The 21,488-nt window shown below is 37.8% G+C and carries 17 protein-coding genes; 1 reads left to right on the top strand and 16 read right to left on the bottom strand.

The window, feature by feature from the left end; all coding sequences use genetic code 11:
- Nucleotides 1–88: 88 nt before the first annotated feature.
- The 13 genes from cydC to gnd all read right to left on the bottom strand — a co-directional run bounded on the left by cydC (nucleotide 89) and on the right by gnd (nucleotide 17,634).
- On the bottom strand, nucleotides 89–1,813 hold the full coding sequence (gene cydC, locus FGL89_RS07160; protein WP_014974653.1) for a thiol reductant ABC exporter subunit CydC: 1,725 nt from the start codon (nucleotides 1,811–1,813) through the stop codon (nucleotides 89–91).
- A complete protein-coding gene (gene cydD / locus FGL89_RS07155) occupies nucleotides 1,810–3,531 on the bottom strand; it encodes a thiol reductant ABC exporter subunit CydD (protein WP_014974654.1) in 1,722 nt (573 codons plus the stop codon). The genes cydC and cydD overlap by 4 nt, the downstream gene beginning before the upstream one ends.
- A 99-nt stretch (nucleotides 3,532–3,630) precedes the next feature.
- The gene (cydB, locus tag FGL89_RS07150; RefSeq protein WP_014974655.1) at nucleotides 3,631–4,644 is read right to left on the bottom strand and encodes a cytochrome d ubiquinol oxidase subunit II; all 1,014 of its coding nucleotides are present in this window, start codon (nucleotides 4,642–4,644) and stop codon (nucleotides 3,631–3,633) included.
- Entirely contained in the window at nucleotides 4,644–6,122 is a 1,479-nt protein-coding gene (locus FGL89_RS07145; RefSeq protein ID WP_014974656.1) for a cytochrome ubiquinol oxidase subunit I, read from the bottom strand. The genes cydB and FGL89_RS07145 overlap by 1 nt, the downstream gene beginning before the upstream one ends.
- Before the next feature lie 166 nt (nucleotides 6,123–6,288).
- Entirely contained in the window at nucleotides 6,289–6,585 is a 297-nt protein-coding gene (locus FGL89_RS07140) for a DUF1292 domain-containing protein (RefSeq protein WP_014974657.1), read from the bottom strand.
- Nucleotides 6,586–6,695: 110 nt separating this feature from the next.
- On the bottom strand, nucleotides 6,696–7,127 hold the full coding sequence (ruvX, locus tag FGL89_RS07135) for a Holliday junction resolvase RuvX (RefSeq protein ID WP_014974658.1): 432 nt from the start codon (nucleotides 7,125–7,127) through the stop codon (nucleotides 6,696–6,698).
- On the bottom strand, nucleotides 7,127–7,378 hold the full coding sequence (locus FGL89_RS07130; protein ID WP_014974659.1) for an IreB family regulatory phosphoprotein: 252 nt from the start codon (nucleotides 7,376–7,378) through the stop codon (nucleotides 7,127–7,129). Before FGL89_RS07130 ends, ruvX begins: the two co-directional genes overlap by 1 nt.
- 131 nt (nucleotides 7,379–7,509) lie before the next feature.
- The gene (gene alaS, locus FGL89_RS07125) at nucleotides 7,510–10,194 is read right to left on the bottom strand and encodes an alanine--tRNA ligase (RefSeq protein WP_014974660.1); all 2,685 of its coding nucleotides are present in this window, start codon (nucleotides 10,192–10,194) and stop codon (nucleotides 7,510–7,512) included.
- 279 nt (nucleotides 10,195–10,473) lie between these two features.
- Nucleotides 10,474–11,808, bottom strand: a complete 1,335-nt coding sequence (locus FGL89_RS07120; protein ID WP_014974661.1) for an aspartate aminotransferase family protein — start codon at nucleotides 11,806–11,808, stop codon at nucleotides 10,474–10,476.
- 77 nt (nucleotides 11,809–11,885) lie between these two features.
- Nucleotides 11,886–13,316 (bottom strand): APC family permease, encoded by a 1,431-nt coding sequence (locus FGL89_RS07115; protein ID WP_014974662.1) that lies wholly within the window; start codon nucleotides 13,314–13,316, stop codon nucleotides 11,886–11,888.
- 282 nt (nucleotides 13,317–13,598) lie between these two features.
- Entirely contained in the window at nucleotides 13,599–14,981 is a 1,383-nt protein-coding gene (locus FGL89_RS07110; protein WP_014974663.1) for a gluconate:H+ symporter, read from the bottom strand.
- 105 nt (nucleotides 14,982–15,086) lie between these two features.
- On the bottom strand, nucleotides 15,087–16,625 hold the full coding sequence (gene gntK / locus FGL89_RS07105) for a gluconokinase (RefSeq protein WP_014974664.1): 1,539 nt from the start codon (nucleotides 16,623–16,625) through the stop codon (nucleotides 15,087–15,089).
- 100 nt (nucleotides 16,626–16,725) lie between these two features.
- Nucleotides 16,726–17,634: a phosphogluconate dehydrogenase (NAD(+)-dependent, decarboxylating) gene (gene gnd, locus FGL89_RS07100; RefSeq protein WP_014974665.1), complete on the bottom strand. Its 909-nt coding sequence runs from the start codon at nucleotides 17,632–17,634 to the stop codon at nucleotides 16,726–16,728.
- Nucleotides 17,635–17,765: 131 nt separating this feature from the next.
- Between gnd and FGL89_RS07095 the strand changes: the two genes are divergently transcribed.
- Entirely contained in the window at nucleotides 17,766–18,617 is an 852-nt protein-coding gene (locus tag FGL89_RS07095; RefSeq protein ID WP_014974666.1) for a MurR/RpiR family transcriptional regulator, read from the top strand.
- Nucleotides 18,618–18,664: 47 nt separating this feature from the next.
- On the opposite strand, the gene udk is transcribed toward FGL89_RS07095, so the two are convergent.
- The 3 genes from udk to FGL89_RS07080 all read right to left on the bottom strand — a co-directional run bounded on the left by udk (nucleotide 18,665) and on the right by FGL89_RS07080 (nucleotide 21,452).
- Nucleotides 18,665–19,294, bottom strand: a complete 630-nt coding sequence (gene udk, locus FGL89_RS07090; RefSeq protein ID WP_014974667.1) for a uridine kinase — start codon at nucleotides 19,292–19,294, stop codon at nucleotides 18,665–18,667.
- Nucleotides 19,294–20,013: an acetolactate decarboxylase gene (gene budA, locus FGL89_RS07085; RefSeq protein ID WP_014974668.1), complete on the bottom strand. Its 720-nt coding sequence runs from the start codon at nucleotides 20,011–20,013 to the stop codon at nucleotides 19,294–19,296. Before budA ends, udk begins: the two co-directional genes overlap by 1 nt.
- Nucleotides 20,014–20,102: 89 nt before the next feature.
- Complete coding sequence (locus tag FGL89_RS07080; RefSeq protein WP_014974669.1) at nucleotides 20,103–21,452, bottom strand: MFS transporter; 1,350 nt, start codon at nucleotides 21,450–21,452, stop codon at nucleotides 20,103–20,105.
- Nucleotides 21,453–21,488: the final 36 nt, after the last annotated feature.

Below are 21,488 nucleotides of genomic sequence, written 5' to 3'. Positions count from 1 at the left end.
CCTTATCTCATCGAAGATAAGGCTTTTTATTAAAAACTCATGTTAATAGAGAACGCAATGTGACATATCTTCTTAAACCAATTAGGTACTAATAATCATCCATTGCTAATAATTGTTGGAAGCGTGGTGATGTTTTTTTGAGATTCTCTGGTGTGTCCGCTAATGTAAAGTGTCCAGACTCTAGAAAATACACATGATCAACATGATCAATGCCCGTTAAATGATGTGTCACCCATATAATCGTTCTATCATGTAACACCGTGAAAATTTGTGTTAAAATATCAGATTCCGTTTTAGGATCTAAGCTGACAGTTGGTTCATCTAAAATAACGATTGGTGCATCTTGTAATAAGATACGTGCTAATGCAAAACGCTGCTGTTCTCCACCAGAAAAACGTGCGCCAGCTTCTTGCATTTGTGTTTCATATTGGTCTGGCAAACTCTCAATCAATGCTTGTAAGCCAGCTTGTTTAATCGCTGCCTTAACTTGTTCATCAGTCGCATCAACATTACCCATCCGCACATTATTTAAAATGGTGGTATTAAATAAGTAACCCTGTTGATCTAACACAGCAACAATATGTGATAATTGTTGCTGCAAATTAATAGTTGGTTGGTCATCAATGGTCACCGTCCCATTATTTGGTTCAATATCACCAGAAAGCAACTTCAATAATGTTGTCTTACCTGCACCAGAACGACCTAATAAGGCAATTTTTTCACCTGAATGAATGGTTAAATTCAGTTGATCAATTATCAATTGTTCATCATACTTAAATGTAACATTTTTAAAATTGATGGTAGCATTGTGAATATGGGGAACACTGTCTGACATGACCGTTGGTAATGGTAAATCATTCAAACGCTCAATACTATCTTCATAAAATGATGCTTCACTAACACCTTGATTAACCCCAATAAAACTATCTACAAGTGGAAAAATAGCTAGTGTAAAGGCTGCAATATAGTTAACCATCACGTGGTTGTCAGAAAATTGATTACCAGCCCAAAGTAAGGTAGTAATGACTAATATCAACACCAATGCTTGAATGGTAAAATCTCGCCACCAGCCAAAGCGCATTTCTTTGTTTTTAGTATCTGCCAACTCTGACATCACTTGACCCTGATAGGCTACCAAATCATTCTGCCGACCAGATAAAACCCAGTCTTGTAATCCTAAAACTGCATCCGTTGCATCTGTGTACAATTTATTTTGCAACTTTTTCTGCTGATGTACTCTCGGCCGATTAATTACAAAACTGATAGCAGGTATTACAATTAAAATGATTGCTAATACCAAAAACCACCAAATCATAAACAACCAATTAACAATACCAAAAGCCAAACTCACAAATATATATAACAATATTCCTGCGCCTAACGGAAACAAAGTTCGCAAATACAAATTTTGTAGTCGATCTAAATCGTCAGCCAGTAAACTGAGCACTTCACCTGTTTGCATGCGACCGCGAATACTGCTCGCTTGGCTAGCTATGCTACTATATAGCCGTTTGCGTGCTTGTGAAACCACACGTAATACCCAGTTATGTGATACTAAACGTTGCGTATAACGGAATACCGGCCGTGCAATCCCAAAACCACGCGTCAGAACAATTGGTACATAAATTAACAAGATATTATCTGGTCGTTGCGCTGCTCGAGAAATTAAATATCCAGAAACAAACATCAATGCACCGGCAGCCAAAGTTGTTAGCAGACTCAAAAAAATCGACCAAAACAAACCTGCTTTTTGAAATTTTAAAAATGGCACAATCCAATGATCATCAGATAGTAATTGTTTGAGCTTATTCATTGTCTACCTCCTAACTCATGACGTAATATATTCAGTTGGCTATCTGGCTTATCTAATAAATGCTGTGGCAATCCCTGTTCCACAATTTCTCCATTACGCAATACAATCACATAATCCATTTGATCAAGCCAATGCAACCGATGTGTTGCAAAAAAGACCAAATGTGAATCTAGTATAGGTGCCATTGTTTGTTTTAAATCATATTCTGTTTCAATATCTAGGTGAGCCGTTGGTTCATCAAATAGTAATACTTGACGCTGATCATCAAGCAACATACGTGCAAGTGACACACGCTGTGCTTGCCCACCTGATAGTTGCCGGCCACCTTCACCAATAATTGTATCTAACCCATTCGGTAGCTCAGAAACTAATTGTGTCAGACCTGCCTGTACGACTGCTAATTGTATATCTTTATCCGTTGCATGTTGCGCATAAAATTTAATATTGCCACGTAATGTGTCATGAAAGATATATGGTTGTTGTGGCATGTAGAAAAACTGCTTTTGCCAATCTGATTGCATTAAATGTGGTAAATCTTGCCCGTTAAGTTTAATTTCTCCAGTATTGGGTTGTAAAAAGCCACCTAAAATATTTAATAACGTTGACTTACCAGAACCGCTTTCACCTACGATAGCAATTTTTTGATACCCTTTGATGTGTATATCAATATTTTTGAGGACTAACTTATCCTCATATCCATAATTAACCTGAGCTAATTCGAGCTCACTATCAGCTCGCCATTGGTCTAGCAACAATTTATGCCGATTCTTTACACTTGGTTTACCAAGAATATCCATTACATCAGTCAAAGCATTTTTACCATTCAAAGTCGCGTGGTAATCATCAGAAAAATTACGTAATGGCAAAAAATACTCTGGTGCTAGAATCAAAATTGATAATGCTGGTAATAGTGCCATTTTCCCATCTAATAAATCAAATCCTAAAAAGACAGCCACGACTGCTATGGAAAGTGTTGTAAAGAAATCTAGCGCAAAAGTTGATGTAATTGCAACGCGTAATGTGCGCATGGTTGTTTTACGATAATCTTCAGAAATATTGTAAATCTCGTCACTATAAGAATCTGCCAAGCCTAACTGCTTAAGTGTTGGTAACCCACGGAGTGCATCAACAAATCGATTGTTCAGATTTTTAAAATTAGCAAATTCAGCATCTGCCTTACTTTGTGCTGCTAAACCTAGAATAATAAAAAAGATAATGACAACTGGGAAAATGAGTAATAAGAATAAACCTTGCTCCCACTTCAGGTAAAAAATATAAATTAAAATTAACCAAGGAATAATGCTAAGATCAAATACTTTTATTAATAAAAGTTGAAAGTAGTTTTTAACATTGTCTAAGCCAGCACCAAGCGTGGTTACTGCCGTTCCTGTTCCTGTCTTGGCAATAACACTTGGACCAATCTCAATATATTTTGATAACAATTGGACACGATACGTTTCAACAGCACGATCAGCAAAGTGTGACATATATTGATTTTTTAATACAATTAATAATTGACGCATTAAAAATGCCACAGCAAAAGAAACCATGTCTATTCCGATACCACTTAAGGCTTGTCCTTCCCAAAATCCAACAATGGCACGTGCTAAAAAAATACCTTGTGCTAGAATGGACAACCCTTGTAATCCCGTCATCAATACTAGCCCAATGAGCGTTTTAATGATCCCATTTAATTGAAATAACCTTTTATCGATCACTTATCTTTATTCCTAAACAAATTTATTTTTGATAACTTATTGATCATACTATAAAATCAAAAAACGTTTACATGTTAATTGTAAACGTTCCGCTCAGTATTATTCAACTACTTTATGTGAGATTATTCGCTTGCGAAATACCCAGAAACTCCATATTTGATAAACTAAAGTAATTGGCAAAGCTGTTAATACAACGATTGTCATTAGCTTTAATGTATACGCTGATGAAGCAGTAGATACAATCGTTAGATTGTGTATTGGATTATTTGCCACGATAACACGCGGGAACAACCCAACAAATAATAGCGTAACAACACTAGCTAATGATAAACCGGATAATATAAATGGTATTATCTCATGTTGTTTCTTCAATGCAATGTACCAACCTGAAACAGTAATTAAGACAATAAACGCCAAAATGATGATTGTCCACATCGCTTTTGTTTGATAAAAATCGGTGTAGAAAAACAATAATACTGCAAATATCACTTCACCAGCTAACAAAACTGGATATAGGTATCGTAATTGTGTCAAAGCACGTTGCTGAATTTTCCCTTCGATGCGCAGGCGTGTGTAATTCAAGCCATGCACATAACTCATCAAAGCAACGGCAACCCCACCGACAAGTGTCATTGGTGTCACATAATCAAAGAATCTAGCAGATAGATCACCATGTGCATCAATCGGCATACCTGAAACAGTTGCTGTTAAAATCATACCTAGGAAAAATGGTACCAAAAATGATGTTAAGGCAATTAAGCGTTCCCATAAGTGTGTTGCTTGAATCGTTGGCATGTGCTCACGAAACTCAAATGAAACGCCACGGTAGATCAATGATAACAGCACAATAAACAACATTAAGTAAAATCCTGAAAACAACGAGGCATACCATCCTGGAAAGGCAGCAAAAGTTGCCCCACCAGCAGTTATCAACCAAACTTCATTAGCATCCCAATTAGGTCCTATAGCTTGATATAAAGCTTCACGATCCTTGTCATCACGCGCATTAAAAGCGAACTGCATCCCAATGCCAAAATCAAATCCTTCTAAGAAAAGGAAACCTGCCCACAAGACACCAATCAAAATAAACCATACTAACTCTAATGTAGTCATTAAGCTTCGCTCCCTTCTATCAAATGCTCATAAGGATCTCTTGATTCTACCGCATCATCCTCTTCTTGCTCAGCAGATGGTCCACTATGCAACACACGACGTGATAACCAAATCATAATGCCACCAATTGCCGCAAATGTCAAAAAGTAAATGATATTAGAAATCAATAATGACGCAACCGAGACATTAGGTGAAACCGCATCACTAATAGGCATCAACCCATAGACAACCCAAGGATAACGACCTAATTCAGTGACTAACCAACCAGCTGTATTAATCACAAATGGTATAAACGTAGTAATACCTAAAATCCATAAGAACCAACGCTGAGTGAGAATTAACTTTGATTTTTTACGATTCATCCACAGGGCAACAACGCCTAGCATCATCAAGCCACCACCACCAACAGCCATCACGCGGAAGGCATAAAATAATGTGTTTTCTGGTACATAGTAATTTTTAATATCACTATGCGTCTTACCATATTTCTTTTGGAACTCTTTTTCCAGTTCATTGGTTCCAGTTGTATTCCCACCTGTTAATGAGTGATTACCTAAAATAGATAATACGTATGGAATTTCAATTTTAGCAATGACTTTGTGAGTATCTGGATTAGTAACCGAAATTAACGACCAAGGTTGTGCCTTATCTTTACGTTCAGATGATGTGATGGTTTCATCAACACCTTCCATAGCAGCATATTTCATTGGCTGCATTGACTGCAGATCAAACGCATGCCGATCTCCAGTAATCAAGGCACCAACGACACCAATTAAACCAATTACCAGCGCAATATTGATTGATTTTCTGAAAAATGGTATTTGTAGATCATTTTTCTTTAATTTCAATAATTTGAAAGCTGACATACCCGCAACAAGAAATCCAGCTGTAACAAATGTACCGACAATCACATGCGGAAACTGTACCCACAACTGTTTATTGGTAATTAAAGCGCCAAAACTTGTTAATTCTGCACGCCCTTGATGATTGTCAATCGCATAGCCAATTGGATTTTGCATGAATGAATTAGCTGCCAAAATCCATAATGACGAAAGACCAGATGCAATGGTAACAATCCAAATCAACAAGACGTGAAGACCTGGCTTGAAGCGGTCCCATGTAAACGACCATAAACCAATGAATGTTGATTCCGCAAAAAAGGCAACTAACGCCTCAATAGCTAGTAATGAACCGAATATATCCCCAACATATCGTGAATATCTCGACCAATTCATACCGAATTGAAATTCTTGAATCAATCCTGTGGCAACACCAACAGCAAAACTCAATAAGAAAATTTTTCCCCAGAATTGCGCCATGTCTTTATATATCTTATCTTTTTTGAAAACATACATTGTCTCCATAACAGATACAACGAGACCTAGTCCGATAGACATTGGCACAAAAAAGAAGTGAAAAATTGTTGTCATTGCGAACTGAAAACGTGCCAGCTCAACAATGCCTACTAAAGTAACCATCTTTTCCTCCAGAATATACTGAATGATTGCACTATCTCAGTATATATTTCATATTCAAGAGACTCACATACATGTGAATATCTCCTCTGTATATAGTTTATCACTTGATAAGAAATAAAGTTGTTAAAAAAATGTAACAAAAAAACGCTTCTCGCGTTTTTTCTGTTTATGAAAAGTTAGTATCATCATCCAAGAAAGTATTCAACACTTCTTCAACCATGTCCCATTCCTTGTCATCTTCAATTTGGACAAGGTCTTCTTCTGTCGCATCGCCATTTTCATCAGGATTGAAAATGTAGGCTTGAATATCAACTTCTTCGTCGTCCTCAACACCTTCCGGAACTAGCAAAATATAGTCTTTACTATACTCTTCTGAATGGAAAGTAAACAATATTTCGTATAGTGTTTCATCACCATTTTCATCAACTAAAGTTATTTTTTGTATTTCTTCTGGATTTGCCATTATTTTAAAAGTAATTGTCATTATTGCAAAATAACAATTACATTCCCTTCAAGTTTAATAAGTTCATTATAACGTAAAAACAACGTTTCGTATAGAAACGTTGTCAGCGATTATTTTGTCAACTTACCATTTGCATCTAAATAATTTTGTAAAATAAATTCAGCTGCTATTTTATCAATCACTTGCTTACGCTTTTTACGCGATACATCCGCTTCCTCAATAAGCATACGCTCAGCTTGAACAGTTGTTAATCGTTCATCTTGAAAATCTGTTGGTAAATTGAATTTCTCTGTTACCATTTTTGCGTAATCACGCGCAGCTTTAGCACGTGGGCCTTCGCTGTTATTCATATTTTTAGGTAAGCCTAAAACAACCCCATTAGCTTGTTTTTCTTTGATAATCTCACCTAATCGATCAAGACCGAATTGCTCTTCATCTTCGTTAATTCGAATAATTTCAACGCCTTGAGCTGTCCATCCCATAGGATCACTTACCGCTACGCCAACTGTTCGACTACCTACATCTAATCCAAGTATCCGCATTATTTTTTCAAATAGGCGTGCACAAGTTCCTCAATAATTTCATCACGTTCATGGCGCTTAATTAAATTACGCGCATCATTGAGACGTGGAATATAAGCTGGATCTCCTGACATCAAGTAACCTACAATTTGGTTAATTGGGTTATAGCCTTTCTCTTCTAAGGCATTATAAACAATCTCTAATGTATCATGAATATCTTTTGGCATTTGGTTACCAAAATCAAATATTGTTGTTTCATCGTTTACTGACATAGTACACGCTCCTTTCTATAAGCTATTGGTGCTATTATCTTTTCTTGCCAATCATATCATCTATTTTACAAGAAAATTATGACAATCATATGACAAAAACCGTGGTTCAGCATAAATTACTGTGATGATGTCTATAAATTAGCTAAGAAATCTCCTACTGCTGTAAAGACATCATTAATACCAGCAGCATTTTTACCACCTGCTTGTGCCATATCAGGACGGCCACCGCCACCACCACCGACAAGTGGTGCAATTTGCTTTATTAATTGTCCTGCTTTGATACCCTTTTGGTTGGCATTAGGTGAAGCAGCAACAATCAGACTAACCTTTTCTTCAATTACTGCCGCTAATACCAATACATCAGATGGATAACTTTCTTTCCAATTATCAGCAACTTGACGTAAGCCATCCATACCAGAAACTTGCAATTGAGCCGTGATGTAGGTGTGCCCATTAATTGTCTTCACATCACGGAACAAGTCACCAGCAGCTGCATTTGCCAGTTTAGATTCCAGTGACTCAACCAGTCGTTGTGCTGCTTTCAAATCATTTTGTAAATCTGCAACTTTTTCTGGTGTATCTGTTAACTTTTGTGCTTTAAGCTGCAAAGCAATCGCTTTTAGGGCTTGTTCTTCTGATTTATATATAGCTAATGCTGGCAAACCTGTGACTGCTTCAATACGTCTGACACCAGCACCAATACCAGATTCAGATACTATTTTAAATAAACCAAGTTCTGCTGTTGAGTTGGCGTGTGTCCCACCATCAAATTCCTTATTGAAATCACCAATTGACACAACACGAACCTGTTTACCGTATTTTTCACCAAAAACGGCAACTGCTCCCATCTTCTTAGCTGTTGCAATATCTGTTTCAACCCATGTTATAGGTGAATTTTTAGCAATTTCATCGTTAACAAGTGATTCAATTTGATCTAATGTGCTTGGATTGAGCGGTCCTTCATGCGTGAAATCAAAACGTAGATACTCTGGTTCCACAAGTGAGCCAGCCTGATGTACATCGCCACCAATAACTTGCCGTAATGCTTGATCGAGTAAATGCGTTGCCGTATGGTTTTGAGATACTGCTATGTGACGAGCCAAATCAACACGTAAGTTAACATGATCCCCTGAATTTATATCACTTAAAACATCGACAGTATGAATATGTTGCCCATTTGGTGCGCGTTGTACATTAACGACATGACCGATCACATCATTTTTATCATTTAAAATGTCTCCGAAATCTGCTACTTGACCACCCATTTCTGCATAAAATGGTGTACTATCAAAGACAAATTGTAACTGGTTATTAGCTTGAGCTGAATCTAATAAGGCATCAATCCCTTGCTCATCTTGACCAATAATAGCAACTACTTGTGCATGTTCTACACACGTAGTCGTCCAACCAACATATTTTGAAGCTACTTTCAAATCTGTTAATACCGCATTTTGAACGCCCATTGAACTGCTGTTATTATTTCTAGCAGCCCGAGCACGGATACGTTGTGCTTGTAATGCTTCATTAAATCCATTAACATCAACTGTTAAACCAGCATCCAGCGCTTGCTCTTGCGTTAATTCTAAAGGAAACCCATAGGTATCAGATAGTTTAAATGCATCTACCCCTGAAATCTGTTTTTCTCCAGCTTGCTTAGCCGTATCAATAACATTATTGAGTAATACCAGACCACCTGTCAAGGTTGCATTGAATCGTTTTTCTTCGGCAGCAATTGTCTTTTGGATTTTAGTCATATTATCTGTGATTTCTGGATAATAACTGAACATAATTTGACCGACAATAGGCACAAGACTAGTTAAAAACTCACCTTTTATACCCAATTTACGACCATGTAAAACCGCGCGGCGTAACAGTCGTCGAATCACATAACCACGACCTTCGTTTGTAGGTAAGGCACCATCACCGATTGCAAAAGTTATAGCACGCACATGGTCTGCGATAACTTTAAAACTAGTATTGGTTTCTGAATCTTTAGTCCCATCATAAGCAATTTTGTCAGACAATTTTTCTGTTGCTTGAATAATTGGTAAAAATAAATCAGTATCAAAGTTCGTTCGACCATTTTGGAAAACAGTCACGACACGTTCCAAGCCCATTCCCGTATCAATATTTTTATGCGGCAACTCTGGATACTTTGCATTATCTGTTAATCCAGGTAGATGATTGAATTGTGAAAAGACGATATTCCAAATTTCTAAATAGCGTTCATTTTCACCACCTGGATACATTTCTGGATCATTGTCTGGTAGATCTTGAAATGCAGGGCCACGATCAAAGAAAATTTCTGAATCAGGGCCTGAAGGGCCTTCACCAATATCCCAAAAATTATCTTCTACTTCATAAATATGTCCATCTGGCAAATCAGTTTTTTCTTGCCAAATTCGCTTAGCTTCTTGATCTTTTGGATAAACTGTCACATAGAGTAAGTTCTTATCTAAACCATACCATTCAGGACTGGTTAATAATTCCCAAGCCCAAGGAATCACTTCTTCTTTAAAATAATCGCCAATAGAAAAATTACCCATCATTTCAAAAAGTGTATGGTGACGTGCTGTTTTTCCAACATTTTCAATGTCGTTTGTACGAATAGCTTTTTGAGCATTAGCAATACGTGGATTTTCAGGAATTACACTACCATCAAAATACTTTTTAAGTGTCGCAACACCAGAATTAATCCATAGTAATGTTGGATCATCTTGTGGTATCAAGTTTTTTGACGGCACAATGTCATGCCCTTTTGTCGCAAAGAAATCCAAAAACATTTGCCGAATTTCAGATGACGTGAGTTCTTTCATTATTTTTCTCCTTAAAAATAAAAAAACATTACAAAATGCGGACGAGCTACCGTGGTACCACCGCAATTTGTAATGACCTTTGATCTTTACCTTAATTAGCTCATAACGCTGAGGCGCGATGACTTTTCAGTCATGATTTATCCTGGGAGCACAACCTTTATTGCGTGTATTTTTCATTAACCAACACATTTCTGAGTATCGCTTATAAATGTTGCATATCCAGTTCATAGTTATTGTACCATATTTTAATTTAAGCGTGTATCATTTCAAATCATTCGATTACCAACCAATATGATTATCTGTTTCTGGTAATTTTAACAAGCCATTATCTAACTCATCAAAGGCACATTGCATAATCTCAAAAGCCTGGGACAGCTCCTCTTCTGTTATGACAAGTGGTGGTTGAAAACGCAACGTATTGCCCCGTAAGCTAATCATAATCGCTCCAAGTTCGAAGATACGATAAATTAACTTAGTTGTTGCCTCATCATCTGGTTGTCCTTGTGCATCAACAATGTCAATACCACCATTCAAACCATATAGTCGCACATCACCTATAAATGCGTGCTTTTGCGATTCTTGTTCAAAAAAATATCGTGCGACTTCACCTAGACGATGAGAGCGTACCACTAATTGCTCTGATTCAATGACATCTAAAGTAGCCAAAGCCGCTGCTGATGTTACCGGATTTCCTGCAGTTGTGTAAACGTTAGCCGGAGCTGATAAGCTTGACATGATATCTTTGCGACCAACAACAGCACTCAATGGTAAGCCACTGGCAATTGATTTTCCTATACTCATCAAGTCCGGCGCAATACCAAAGTGATCAATCGACCACATTTTTCCAGTACGACCAAGCCCTTGATTCACTTCATCAACCGCAAAAACAATCCCATGTTGCCGTGTAAATTCATATACTAACTCCATGTAATGCTGCGGTGCTTTAATAATGCCACCATCACCTTGAATTGGTTCAATGATAACTAATGCCACTTCATCTGCAGGCAAATATGTTTCAAAAGGGAGTTTAAATGCTTTAAATAAGCGTTCAGAAAAGGTTATTTCATCTTCTCCTGCTAATCTTTGGCTTCTATCGGGGTATGGTACCTTTACAATGCCTGGCAATAATGGTCCAATATGGCGCGTCATATTCAAACTAACACCAGAAATTGAAAGCGCACCATAGGTCGATCCATGATAGGCACCCGTATAACTCACAACATATTGACGTTTTGTATAAGCACGCGCAAATTTAATAATTGCATCATTAGCATCTGATCCAGAATTCCCGAATACTACTTGTTTATCAAAATCTCCGGGCGCCAATTCTACCAATTTTTTTGCTAATTCAGCCGTTGTTGTGTTGGCAAAATAAGCCGGCGTATATTGAATTAGTTTTTTAGCTTGCGCAGTGATCGCTTCAACCACTTTAGGATGAGAATGGCCGACATTAATTGCACTTGCACTGGCTAGTAAATCAAGATATTCACGACCATCTGCATCTGTAATTTTAGCACCTTGACCATGATCGATTACAATATCAAAATATTTAACTCGTGTGGCATCTGCTACATGCTTTTTCTCTTCATCTAAAATATCTTTGTTTTTCGACATATTTACCAACTCTTTCCTACTTGTTTTTAAATTTATATACAAAAAAAGCCCTGTAGAATCAGGACTTTTTTGTCAATTTACTTTTGAGATAATTTACTATGTTTAGCACCATATACGGCATAAATAATTAGGCCAAGGACAAACCATCCAAAAGCGTATAGTTTTGCTTGATTATCTAATTCATAGAAAATATATCCAGATCCCAACGCTGCCAATGCTGGCATAACTGGGTAAAATGGCATTTTAAATCCTGGTTCTTGAATGTCTTTACCTTCACGGGGGCGCAATGCGTAAATACCAAGTGATACAATCATAAATGCAATTAATGTACCAGCAGAAATCAAACCAGCTAATTCGGTAAAGCTGAATACTGAGCCAATCAAAATTGCAATAACTGACAATACCAATAAAGCATTGTTAGGCAAGCCTTTATCATTGACTTTTCCTAAGAAACTTGGCAATAAACCATCACGACCAAAAGCGTAAAGCAAACGTGATCCGGCAAGCATCATACCAATAATCGCTGTAAACATACCAACCAATGCCACAATTGACAACAAGTTAGATGTAAATTCATGACCCGAGTGCAACAATGCCCACGCAGCGGGCGCAGCGTTATTTGCATAGTCAGAATAATGGAACATACCAACCAAGACAAGTGAAACTGTTACGAACAATATTGTCGCAATGATCAATGACCCAATAATTCCGCGTGGCATTGTCCTTTTTGGATCCTTCGCTTCTGCTGAACTAGCAGCAATTGAATCAAAACCAATATATGCCAAGAAAATTTGAGATGCACCCATTGAAATACCTGTCCATCCACCAAATCCGGTACCAGGCTTATGTTCAGGAATGAATGGTACGTAATTACTTGGATGAATAGCAGTTAATCCAACACCAATGAAAATCAAAATAACTAATACTTTACCAACAACAAGTACATTTTCCACACGAGCCGTTGTATTCGTACCACGCCATAGCAACACTGCCACAATCAAAACGGCAAATAATGCAGCAAGATCAATGACCCCACCATTGCCAGCAGCAAATGATCCTGCCAGTGCAGGTGGTAACGCTAAATCATGTGAGCTAAGAAATAATTTAAAGTTCGCTGACCAACCTGAAGCAACAAAGGCCACGGCAATAAAGTATTCTGCTAGAAGTGCCCATCCAGCAATCCAACCAAACACTTCACCAAAGACAACGTTGGCCCAAGAATAGGCCGACCCTGCAAATGGTAAGGCTGACGCGAATTCAGCATAAGCAAATGCAGCTAACCCTGAAACAATCGCTGCAATCACAAACGAAATGGCGACTGCTGGACCAGCGTGATTAGCCGCAACAATACCTGGTAAGGTAAAGATAGCTGTTGATACGATTGTACCAATACCTAAAGCCAGCATTTCTTTGACACCTAAAGTTTTACGTAAATGTTTATCACTGCTAGCAAAACTAGCAGGCGTTGCTTTATGCAACCATCCTGTTTTTATTTTTGATTCTGACATATGTTTAAATCCCCTTCAACTTTATAAAAGTTACTTGATTATATTAACATTTTCTAATTTTATTGTCAATGTTTCCCATATATTTAAAGGGTCTAACAATGTGTCCTTTGTTTTCGTTGGAATTTGATAATAAAAAGCATTTTCAATTGTAAAATACTTAAGTCAGATGGTCACCTCAAAAATTTGTTTTTTCTCAAGTGTTTATTTGATTTTGGTTACTCAGGACAAGATATTTAATATATTGCAATAAAAAAGCTATTCCCAGAGGAATAGCTTTTTTATTTAGGCAAATATTGTAGTCAAAATCAAAATAACTATCAAACCAGTCACAGAAATAATTGTTTCAAGCACTGTCCAAATTTGGAAAGTTTGTTTGACAGACAAATCAAAGAACTCTTTGAAAATCCAAAATCCAGCATCGTTAACATGTGATGCAATTAATGATCCAGCACCAATCGCCAACGCAACGAAGACTGGTAACAAGGTATTTCCTGGGTTTGCGGCTAAGATACCAGTAACGATACCAGCAGCTGTCATACCAGCAACCGTAGCTGACCCAACTGATACACGTAAAATCGCTGCAACACCCCAAGCAAACAATACAACAGCTATGGGGCTCATAGCACCACCGGCTTGGAACGTGGAAGCAATTTTATCTGACAAACCTGATGTCACTAAGACACCACGTAATGCACCACCACCACCGACAATAAGTAAAATACCAGCAACAGCACTCATACCTGAGTTTAAAGACTTGCCAACTTCAGACATAGACTTGTGTTGCCAAGTACCCATTGAAAAGATTGCAAAAACCAAAGCAACTGTCATCGCAACAGCTGGATTTGCTGCAAATTCAACAATTTGATCAGCCATTGTTGGATTCTTCGGTGTGATCCCACCTGTGTAAATCAACTTATAAATTGTAGCAATAATCATGAATATAAGCGGAAATACAGAAGTTAAGACCGACAAACCAAAATTAGGTGTTGTTTTTAAATCATATTCCTTCACAGGACCAACAGCTTCAATTTCTGTTTTGAACTGAAAAGCATCGGGTGCATATTTTTGTGCTAATTTTGTAAATGCAGGTCCAGCCACAACTGCTGTAATGACAGAAACTATCAAACCAAAAATCAACATCATACCAATGTTAGCACCTAAAGCAGAGGCAACAGCCGTTGGCGCTGGCTGTGGTGGCAAGAAACCTTGTGCTGATGACAAAGCGGCTGTCATAGAAATACCAAGATACAGCAAAGGTACACCCGCCTCAATGGCAACAGCAAACACAATCGGAATCAACAAGACCATACCAACACCAAATATCATTGAAATACCAATAATAAATGACGCAATCAAAACAGCCCATTGCAAACGCTTAACACCAAACCAGTCAATCAATGTCTTTGCAATACGATATGATCCACCGGCATCAGCGACTAATCGACCAATCATCCCACCAAAAATGAAGATGACTGAGTTTGGTCCTAGAATATTTCCTACACCTTCTGCACCTAAGACTGCATCTGGAATCTTCATAGGTTCCATACCCAATAATAGCGCTAAAATAAAGGCAGTAATAATAAGTGCAACGAATGTGTTCAACTTTAATTTTGCAATCAAGAGGAGCAGAATTAAAATTGAAACAATCAACATGACAAATTCCATGTTATTTACATATAACGTATCTCCGTAACAATACGTTTTCTCCTAATTTATTTTTTATTTATGATAAACGGATATATAACAAGTAATGTTCCCTAAAAATTGTTTTTACTTTGCATGTTTACGTTGATAATTAGCAATATTTTCATATTCTGTTTGTAATTGGCGTGATAACCGGATAAATATTGGTGCTAATTCACGATATGCTTCAAAATTTTCTGGCTTAGGTTGGTAAGTATTTGATGACCCTATATATTGTTCGATATCATAGAGATCATCAATCTTACCTAAGGCTTTTTGGGCAACAATGACCGCTGCTAAAGCGCCCGACTCAAAAGCTTCTGGAACAGTTACTGGTTGTTCAAAAATATCAGCAAACATTTGACGCCATAATGGTGAACGCGCAAAACCGCCTGTCGCTTGAATAGATGTCAATCCACCAACAACCTCTTCCAATGCCAAACTTACCATATAAACGTTAAATGTGATACCTTCCAAAACTGAACGTAACATATGTGCGCGTGTATGACTATGGTTCAACCCAAAGAATGAACCACGTGCATTAGCATCCCAGATAGGCGCCCGTTCGCCACCCAAGTACGGATGGAAAATTAACCCTTCCGAACCAGCTGGCACGCGCGAAGCAATTTGTGTCATCAAATCATATGCATCAGTGCCTAACAAAGCAGCTGTCGATTTCTCAGCATCAAACATATTATCACGTGCCCAACGGAATACATCCCCACCATTATTAACTGGACCACCAACGACCCAATGATCTTTATCCAACGCATAGGTGAATGTACGACCCTTTGGATCAATCACTGGTTTATCAGACACAACTCGTATTGCGCCAGACGTACCAATCGTAATGGCAGCAACACCTGGTTTTACAGCATTAACACCTAAATTAGATAATGGGCCATCACCAGCACCATATACAAATGGTGTATCAGCAGGAATACCAATTACTGTGGCATATTCATGCACCATACTCGTTTCATATTCATAAGGTTCAACAGGTTGTGGTAACTGTTCTTTTTGCAAACCTGTAACTGCTAATGCTTGTTCATCCCAATCCAAATCAAAAATATTAAATAAACCTGTACCAGATGCGATAGAAATATCCATTTTATTAACATTAAATAAACGATGGAATAAATATTCTTTAATACCTAAATAATGCGCTGCATTGTTATAAATATCAGGATGCTCTGCTTTCAACCACAGTAACTTAGACAATGGTGCCATCGGATGAATCGGTGTACCTGTTTTGGCGTAAATTTCTTGGCCTAAACCTGATTTTTTTAACTCTTCTGTATATTTGACAGCACGCGTATCTGCCCACGTAATAACACGCGTTAATGGTTGCCAGTCTTTGTCAAATGCTATTAATGAATGCATAGCTGATGAAAATGAAACAGCGTTAATTTTATCATCAGCTTTTAAATTGGCTGAACGAACAACATCTCCCAATGCATCAATAAATGCTTCAAAAATTTCATTTAAATCTTCTTCAGCCATATCAGAACTATCACGATAAAGTTGATACCCTTTATTGACAGTGGCAATGACTTGATTCTTATCATCAAATAACACAGCCTTTGTCGATGTTGTCCCAAGATCAACACCAATCATATAATCCATAATTCACCTCGTTTAATTGATAACCGTTCTTCAAATGCTCTTCAAGACAGAAAAAGCTCCCTTAGCGGGAGCATTGTTCCTGAATAGAACTGTTTTTATATTACTTAGCTGAATCCATTGCATGACCACCGAAGCCGTTACGCAAAGCTGAAACAACCTTACCAGTAAATGTATCATCTTGCAATGAACGGTAACGCATTGCCAATGATAGGTAAATAACTGGTGCTGGTACATCAAGATCTAGTGATTCTTGAACTGTCCACTTACCTTCTCCAGATGAATGCATACGACCAGCAATGGCATCCAAGTGAGGATCCTTGGCAAATTGTTCTTCGGCCAATTCCATCAACCATGAGCGGATAACTGATCCGTGGTTCCACAACTTTGAAACAGCTTCATAGTCGTAGTCGAATTGTGAAGCTTCAAGTACTTCGAAACCTTCAGCAATAGCTTGCATCATACCGTATTCGATACCATTGTGGACCATCTTCAAATAATGACCTGATCCCAAGCGACCTGTATACAAGTAACCATCTTCTTCAGCAATTGCCTTGAACAATGGTTCGATAACTTGCCATGCTTCGGCATCATCGCCACCAATCATGAAGTTACCACCGTTACGAGCACCACTCATACCACCAGAAGTACCGGCATCGAAGAACTTAATACCTGCAGCACTTGTGCGCTTGTTTTGTTCCAAGTTGTCCTTGTAGTTAGAGTTACCACCATCAATAATGATGTCACCCTTGTCCATCTTTTCAATCAAAGTATCAATCGTTGAGTTTGTTGGTACACCAGCTGGTACCATTACCCAAACAGCTTTGGGTGAAGGCAACTTTGACAACATATCGTCGATGTCTGATGCACCATCGATTTTGTCAGAATAATCCGTTGCTTCCTTTACGAAGTCAGCGTTTAAATCAAACGCAACAACTTCATGACCGTTATCAACGGCGTTCTTAACCAAGTTCAAGCCCATCTTACCAAGGCCGATCATCGCAAACTTCATTGTTTACATACCTCTTTATTTTCTGTGTTTTTATTACTACTTAATTATATGAAAATTTTTTACACTTTGCAACCCCAATATTGAAAATTCTTTTCGTATCTTGTATTATTAAACTATTGGAGTAGAACATTATGTCAAATAATATTATTGCCCAATTACGGGCACAACGTAAACAATATAATATAACTGAACAAAAGTTAATCAATTTTATTATCAATCATACTTTGGCAGCTAAAGAAGCCAATATCCAAGAAATGTCTGATGGTTCTGGCGTCTCAACAGCGACCATTTCTCGCTTTGTTAAAAAAATTGGGTTTGACTCTTTTCGCGATTTTTCATTTACACTGGCAAATGCGATGATAGAAGACACGCCAACCGATTTTTTTGGTGAAATTTCTGATAACGATAATACTGTTGCCATTGCCAAAAAAGTATTTCGTGGTGCAGAAAATGCCTTATCTGCTACAATTGATAGTCTCACAGCAGCGCAACTCGACCAGGCAACCCATGAACTTATTACGGCTCACCGTGTTGGCTTTTTTGGTATCGGTGGCTCCTCATTAGTAGCATTTAATGCCTACCATAAATTCCTTCGTACACCAATTGATGTGATTGCTCATCCGGATTACGATGTACAGCTTATGCAAGCAGTTAGATTAGATAAACACGATGTAGCCGTTATTATTTCGCATTCTGGTCGTAACAAAGATACACTTTTGATTGCACAAAAATTGCATGAAAATCATGTTAAAATTATTGCCATAACATCATTTCCAGAATCACCACTTGCTAAAATAGCCGATCTTGTTTTGTTATCTTTGGCAGAAGAAGTCAATTTCCGGAGTGAATCTATGAGTTCATTAATTGCTCAGATTACTATTATTGATACATTGTTTACCCTTGTCGGCTCACAACTATCGCGCGAAACACAAGAAGTTGTTGACACGATGCGCGATGTCATTGAAGAAACTCGCGAACACTAAAAAGCATTGTTGCCATATCTTCAAAAAGATGTGGCAACAATGCTTTTTTAGTCAAACTTTTTCAACATAGCTAAAATTTGATTAGCAATCATATCAATAGCTACCTTATTTTTGCCACCTTCAGGGACAATAATATTAGCGTAACGCTTTGTTGGCTCAACAAATTGATGATACATTGGTTTCACCGTTTGTAAATATTGTTCGATCACACCATGAACTGTACGCCCACGCTCTTCAATATCTCTTTCCAAACGACGCAAGAAACGAATATCATCGTCTGTATCAACATAGACTTTCAAATCTAATAAATCACGTACGCGACTGTCATTAAACAACAATACACCATCAACAATAATCACATCAGATGGTGCTACAGTAATCACTTCGCTCGAACGTGTGTGCTGTTCATAATCATACACTGGTTTATTAATCGACTGATGACGCAATAACCGTTGTAAATCAGCCACGAAAAGATCTGTTTCAAATGAATCAGGATGATCATAGTTGGTTTTAATCCGCTCTGCAAAAGGCTTATCAGATTGATCACGATAATAAGCATCTTGCTGTAGAAAAACTGGAAGGTAATCAGCAATACGCGCCACCAACTCACGACTTACAGTTGTTTTACCGGAACCTGAGCCGCCAGTCACACCAATTACTAATGGTTTTTGTCCCATTATCGTTTACCACCTTCGCTCGCTTCAATACCTTCATGCAAACCAGACATATCTTGATTAATTGATCGGAAGGCTGAATTTTCAACAGGTAGATGTTGAATAAAATCATCAAATATTTGTAACGTACCAATGATTGAAACAGCTGAAAAATCTAATACATGACCTGCAAATGTATGATCATCTGATAGAAAATGCAAATGCCAACCTGGTGCTGAAACACCGCCAAACACAGCTGGTGAATAATAACCCAACAATGTGCCAGCAACATTCTCTCGCTCAAACTCTGGTTGCATCTGTGCCACTTCTAATAGGCTAGGATATGGTCTTGATTGTTTGGGTGCAATACGAACATGCACACGCGAAAATTGGCCATGTACTTTTAATGCAGAAAAAACGTTGGTAATTTGTTGATTACTTAATATATCTGAAAGATTTTCAAATGCTACTTTGTTTAAATTCAATTCTGAACTTGTTGCTAGTTCATCAAAATGGACTGTTGCAAATGGCAGTGTCGTTAACTCATCTGTAATATGGTTAACAGTACCGGTACTATCTGCTTGATATGTCTCACCTGCCAGAAAAATAACCTCACCATCTAATCCGTCCAGAGTGCCAATACCGGTATCACCGTGCTTTTTCAACTCCTGAATCGTGATGGTACCTGCCATTTCTTTGGCCATAAGTTGCGCTAACGTACCATGTTGATATAATGTTGTCATAATCTGCCTCGTTTCTACTCTCTATTTTAAGTTAATAAAAAAAGACTGTAAAGTCTTTTTTTAGAGAAGTATACACGAATAATCATATTTTACTTGTGCTCACGAATATATTTAGTCATCAACAAGCCAATTATTGGTACCAATATAAACCAACCACTTGTCAAAGAAAGTGATTGACCAATAGTCATTGATTGATTAAATGTCGTGACCAAAATTGAAGCAACTACGACACTTCCTGCACCAATAACTTGACGCATCGTTGTCACAATGGCCGTACCATGACTCACTAAATGTTTTGGCAGTGCATTATTAGCCGCTGTTACAGCAGGCATCATAATAAACGCATTACCACCTTCTAACAACATGGCTGCCACTAAACCAAAAACCCAAGATTGAGTGCCAAAAACACCTAGTAAACTGTAACCAATGATCATCATCGTCATGCCCAAATAGACAAGTTTTTTCAAACCAATTTGATTTAATAAACGTCCAGCACGTGGATTCAGTTGACTCAGGAATACAGCTGCGGGCACCATGAGTAGCCCCGACCAAAGCGGTGTCAAATTAAAAACGCGCTGATAAAAAAGTGGCATCAAGACTGTTGCAATGATTAACCCCGAATAAGATAATCCAGTTAGCAACATTGCAGGTATAAATCCTTGATATTTAAAAACCATTAAATCTAAAAACGGTTGCTTTAATTTAAGTTGACGAGTAACAAATAACGCCAATAAAACTAAACTCCCAACCATCACTAGCCACCAAAAGACAGTTAGCCCACTCGTTGGTAAACTAGCAATTGCATATAATACACCACCAAATCCGATAAGTGTTATTGCAGACAACCAATCAAATTTCGACTGTTTAATACGATGTGTATTTTGAATCACGCGCTGTAAACTGATAATTAATATCGCTAGAACAATGAAAAATAGCGCAAATAATGCACGCCATGAGATCCATTGCAAAACAATACCTGAAATAATTGGACCAACTGCTAATGCGGAACCCATAACTAGGCCAACTACCCCCATCGTCACACCACGTTTTTCTTTATCAGTATTTTCCATGATAACACTTTGAAATGTGGGAAATAGCGCACCTACTGCGATACCTTCTAACAGGCGACCTATAATAATCCCTGCAAAACTGGGTGTTACCATAGCAATTCCTGTACCAACTAAAAAAACTGCAACAATAATGTTTAGCAATGTTTTTAATGTGATATTATCCAATAGCCAAGGACTAAGTGGCATCACTAAAGTCATCGCCACCATAAACCCAGTTGTTAACCACTGTACCGTGCTCGCATCCACATGAAAACTCGCCATCAAAATTGGATAAGCTGTTGTCATTGTTGATTGACTGATTGACATGATAAAAGCTATCGACAATAGTCCCAAGGAAAATGGTGTTAATTGCCGTATGTTTTTAAACATAGATCCCCCTAAAATCTTTATTTATAACCATTCTAA

Source organism: Leuconostoc carnosum, from assembly GCF_007954525.1.
Lineage (GTDB): Bacteria > Bacillota > Bacilli > Lactobacillales > Lactobacillaceae > Leuconostoc > Leuconostoc carnosum.
The sequence above is the reverse complement of the archived record's forward strand: the minus strand, read 5'-3'. Positions and strand labels throughout refer to the sequence as shown.

Bases quoted from the DNA above. Each gene is read 5' to 3' on its own strand.
- FGL89_RS07115 (WP_014974662.1), bottom strand. From the start codon at position 13,316: ATGTCAGAATCAAAAATAAAAACAGGATGGTTGCATAAAGCAACGCCT.
- FGL89_RS07130 (WP_014974659.1), bottom strand. From the start codon at position 7,378: ATGTCAGTAAACGATGAAACAACAATATTTGATTTTGGTAACCAAATG.
- alaS (WP_014974660.1), bottom strand. From the start codon at position 10,194: ATGAAAGAACTCACGTCATCTGAAATTCGGCAAATGTTTTTGGATTTC.
- FGL89_RS07120 (WP_014974661.1), bottom strand. From the start codon at position 11,808: ATGTCGAAAAACAAAGATATTTTAGATGAAGAGAAAAAGCATGTAGCA.
- FGL89_RS07095 (WP_014974666.1), top strand. From the start codon at position 17,766: ATGTCAAATAATATTATTGCCCAATTACGGGCACAACGTAAACAATAT.
- gntK (WP_014974664.1), bottom strand. From the start codon at position 16,625: ATGGATTATATGATTGGTGTTGATCTTGGGACAACATCGACAAAGGCT.
- ruvX (WP_014974658.1), bottom strand. From the start codon at position 7,127: ATGCGGATACTTGGATTAGATGTAGGTAGTCGAACAGTTGGCGTAGCG.
- gnd (WP_014974665.1), bottom strand. From the start codon at position 17,634: ATGAAGTTTGCGATGATCGGCCTTGGTAAGATGGGCTTGAACTTGGTT.
- FGL89_RS07140 (WP_014974657.1), bottom strand. From the start codon at position 6,585: ATGGCAAATCCAGAAGAAATACAAAAAATAACTTTAGTTGATGAAAAT.
- FGL89_RS07080 (WP_014974669.1), bottom strand. From the start codon at position 21,452: ATGTTTAAAAACATACGGCAATTAACACCATTTTCCTTGGGACTATTG.
- FGL89_RS07145 (WP_014974656.1), bottom strand. From the start codon at position 6,122: ATGGTTACTTTAGTAGGCATTGTTGAGCTGGCACGTTTTCAGTTCGCA.
- FGL89_RS07110 (WP_014974663.1), bottom strand. From the start codon at position 14,981: ATGGAATTTGTCATGTTGATTGTTTCAATTTTAATTCTGCTCCTCTTG.
- cydC (WP_014974653.1), bottom strand. From the start codon at position 1,813: ATGAATAAGCTCAAACAATTACTATCTGATGATCATTGGATTGTGCCA.
- budA (WP_014974668.1), bottom strand. From the start codon at position 20,013: ATGACAACATTATATCAACATGGTACGTTAGCGCAACTTATGGCCAAA.
- cydB (WP_014974655.1), bottom strand. From the start codon at position 4,644: ATGACTACATTAGAGTTAGTATGGTTTATTTTGATTGGTGTCTTGTGG.
- udk (WP_014974667.1), bottom strand. From the start codon at position 19,294: ATGGGACAAAAACCATTAGTAATTGGTGTGACTGGCGGCTCAGGTTCC.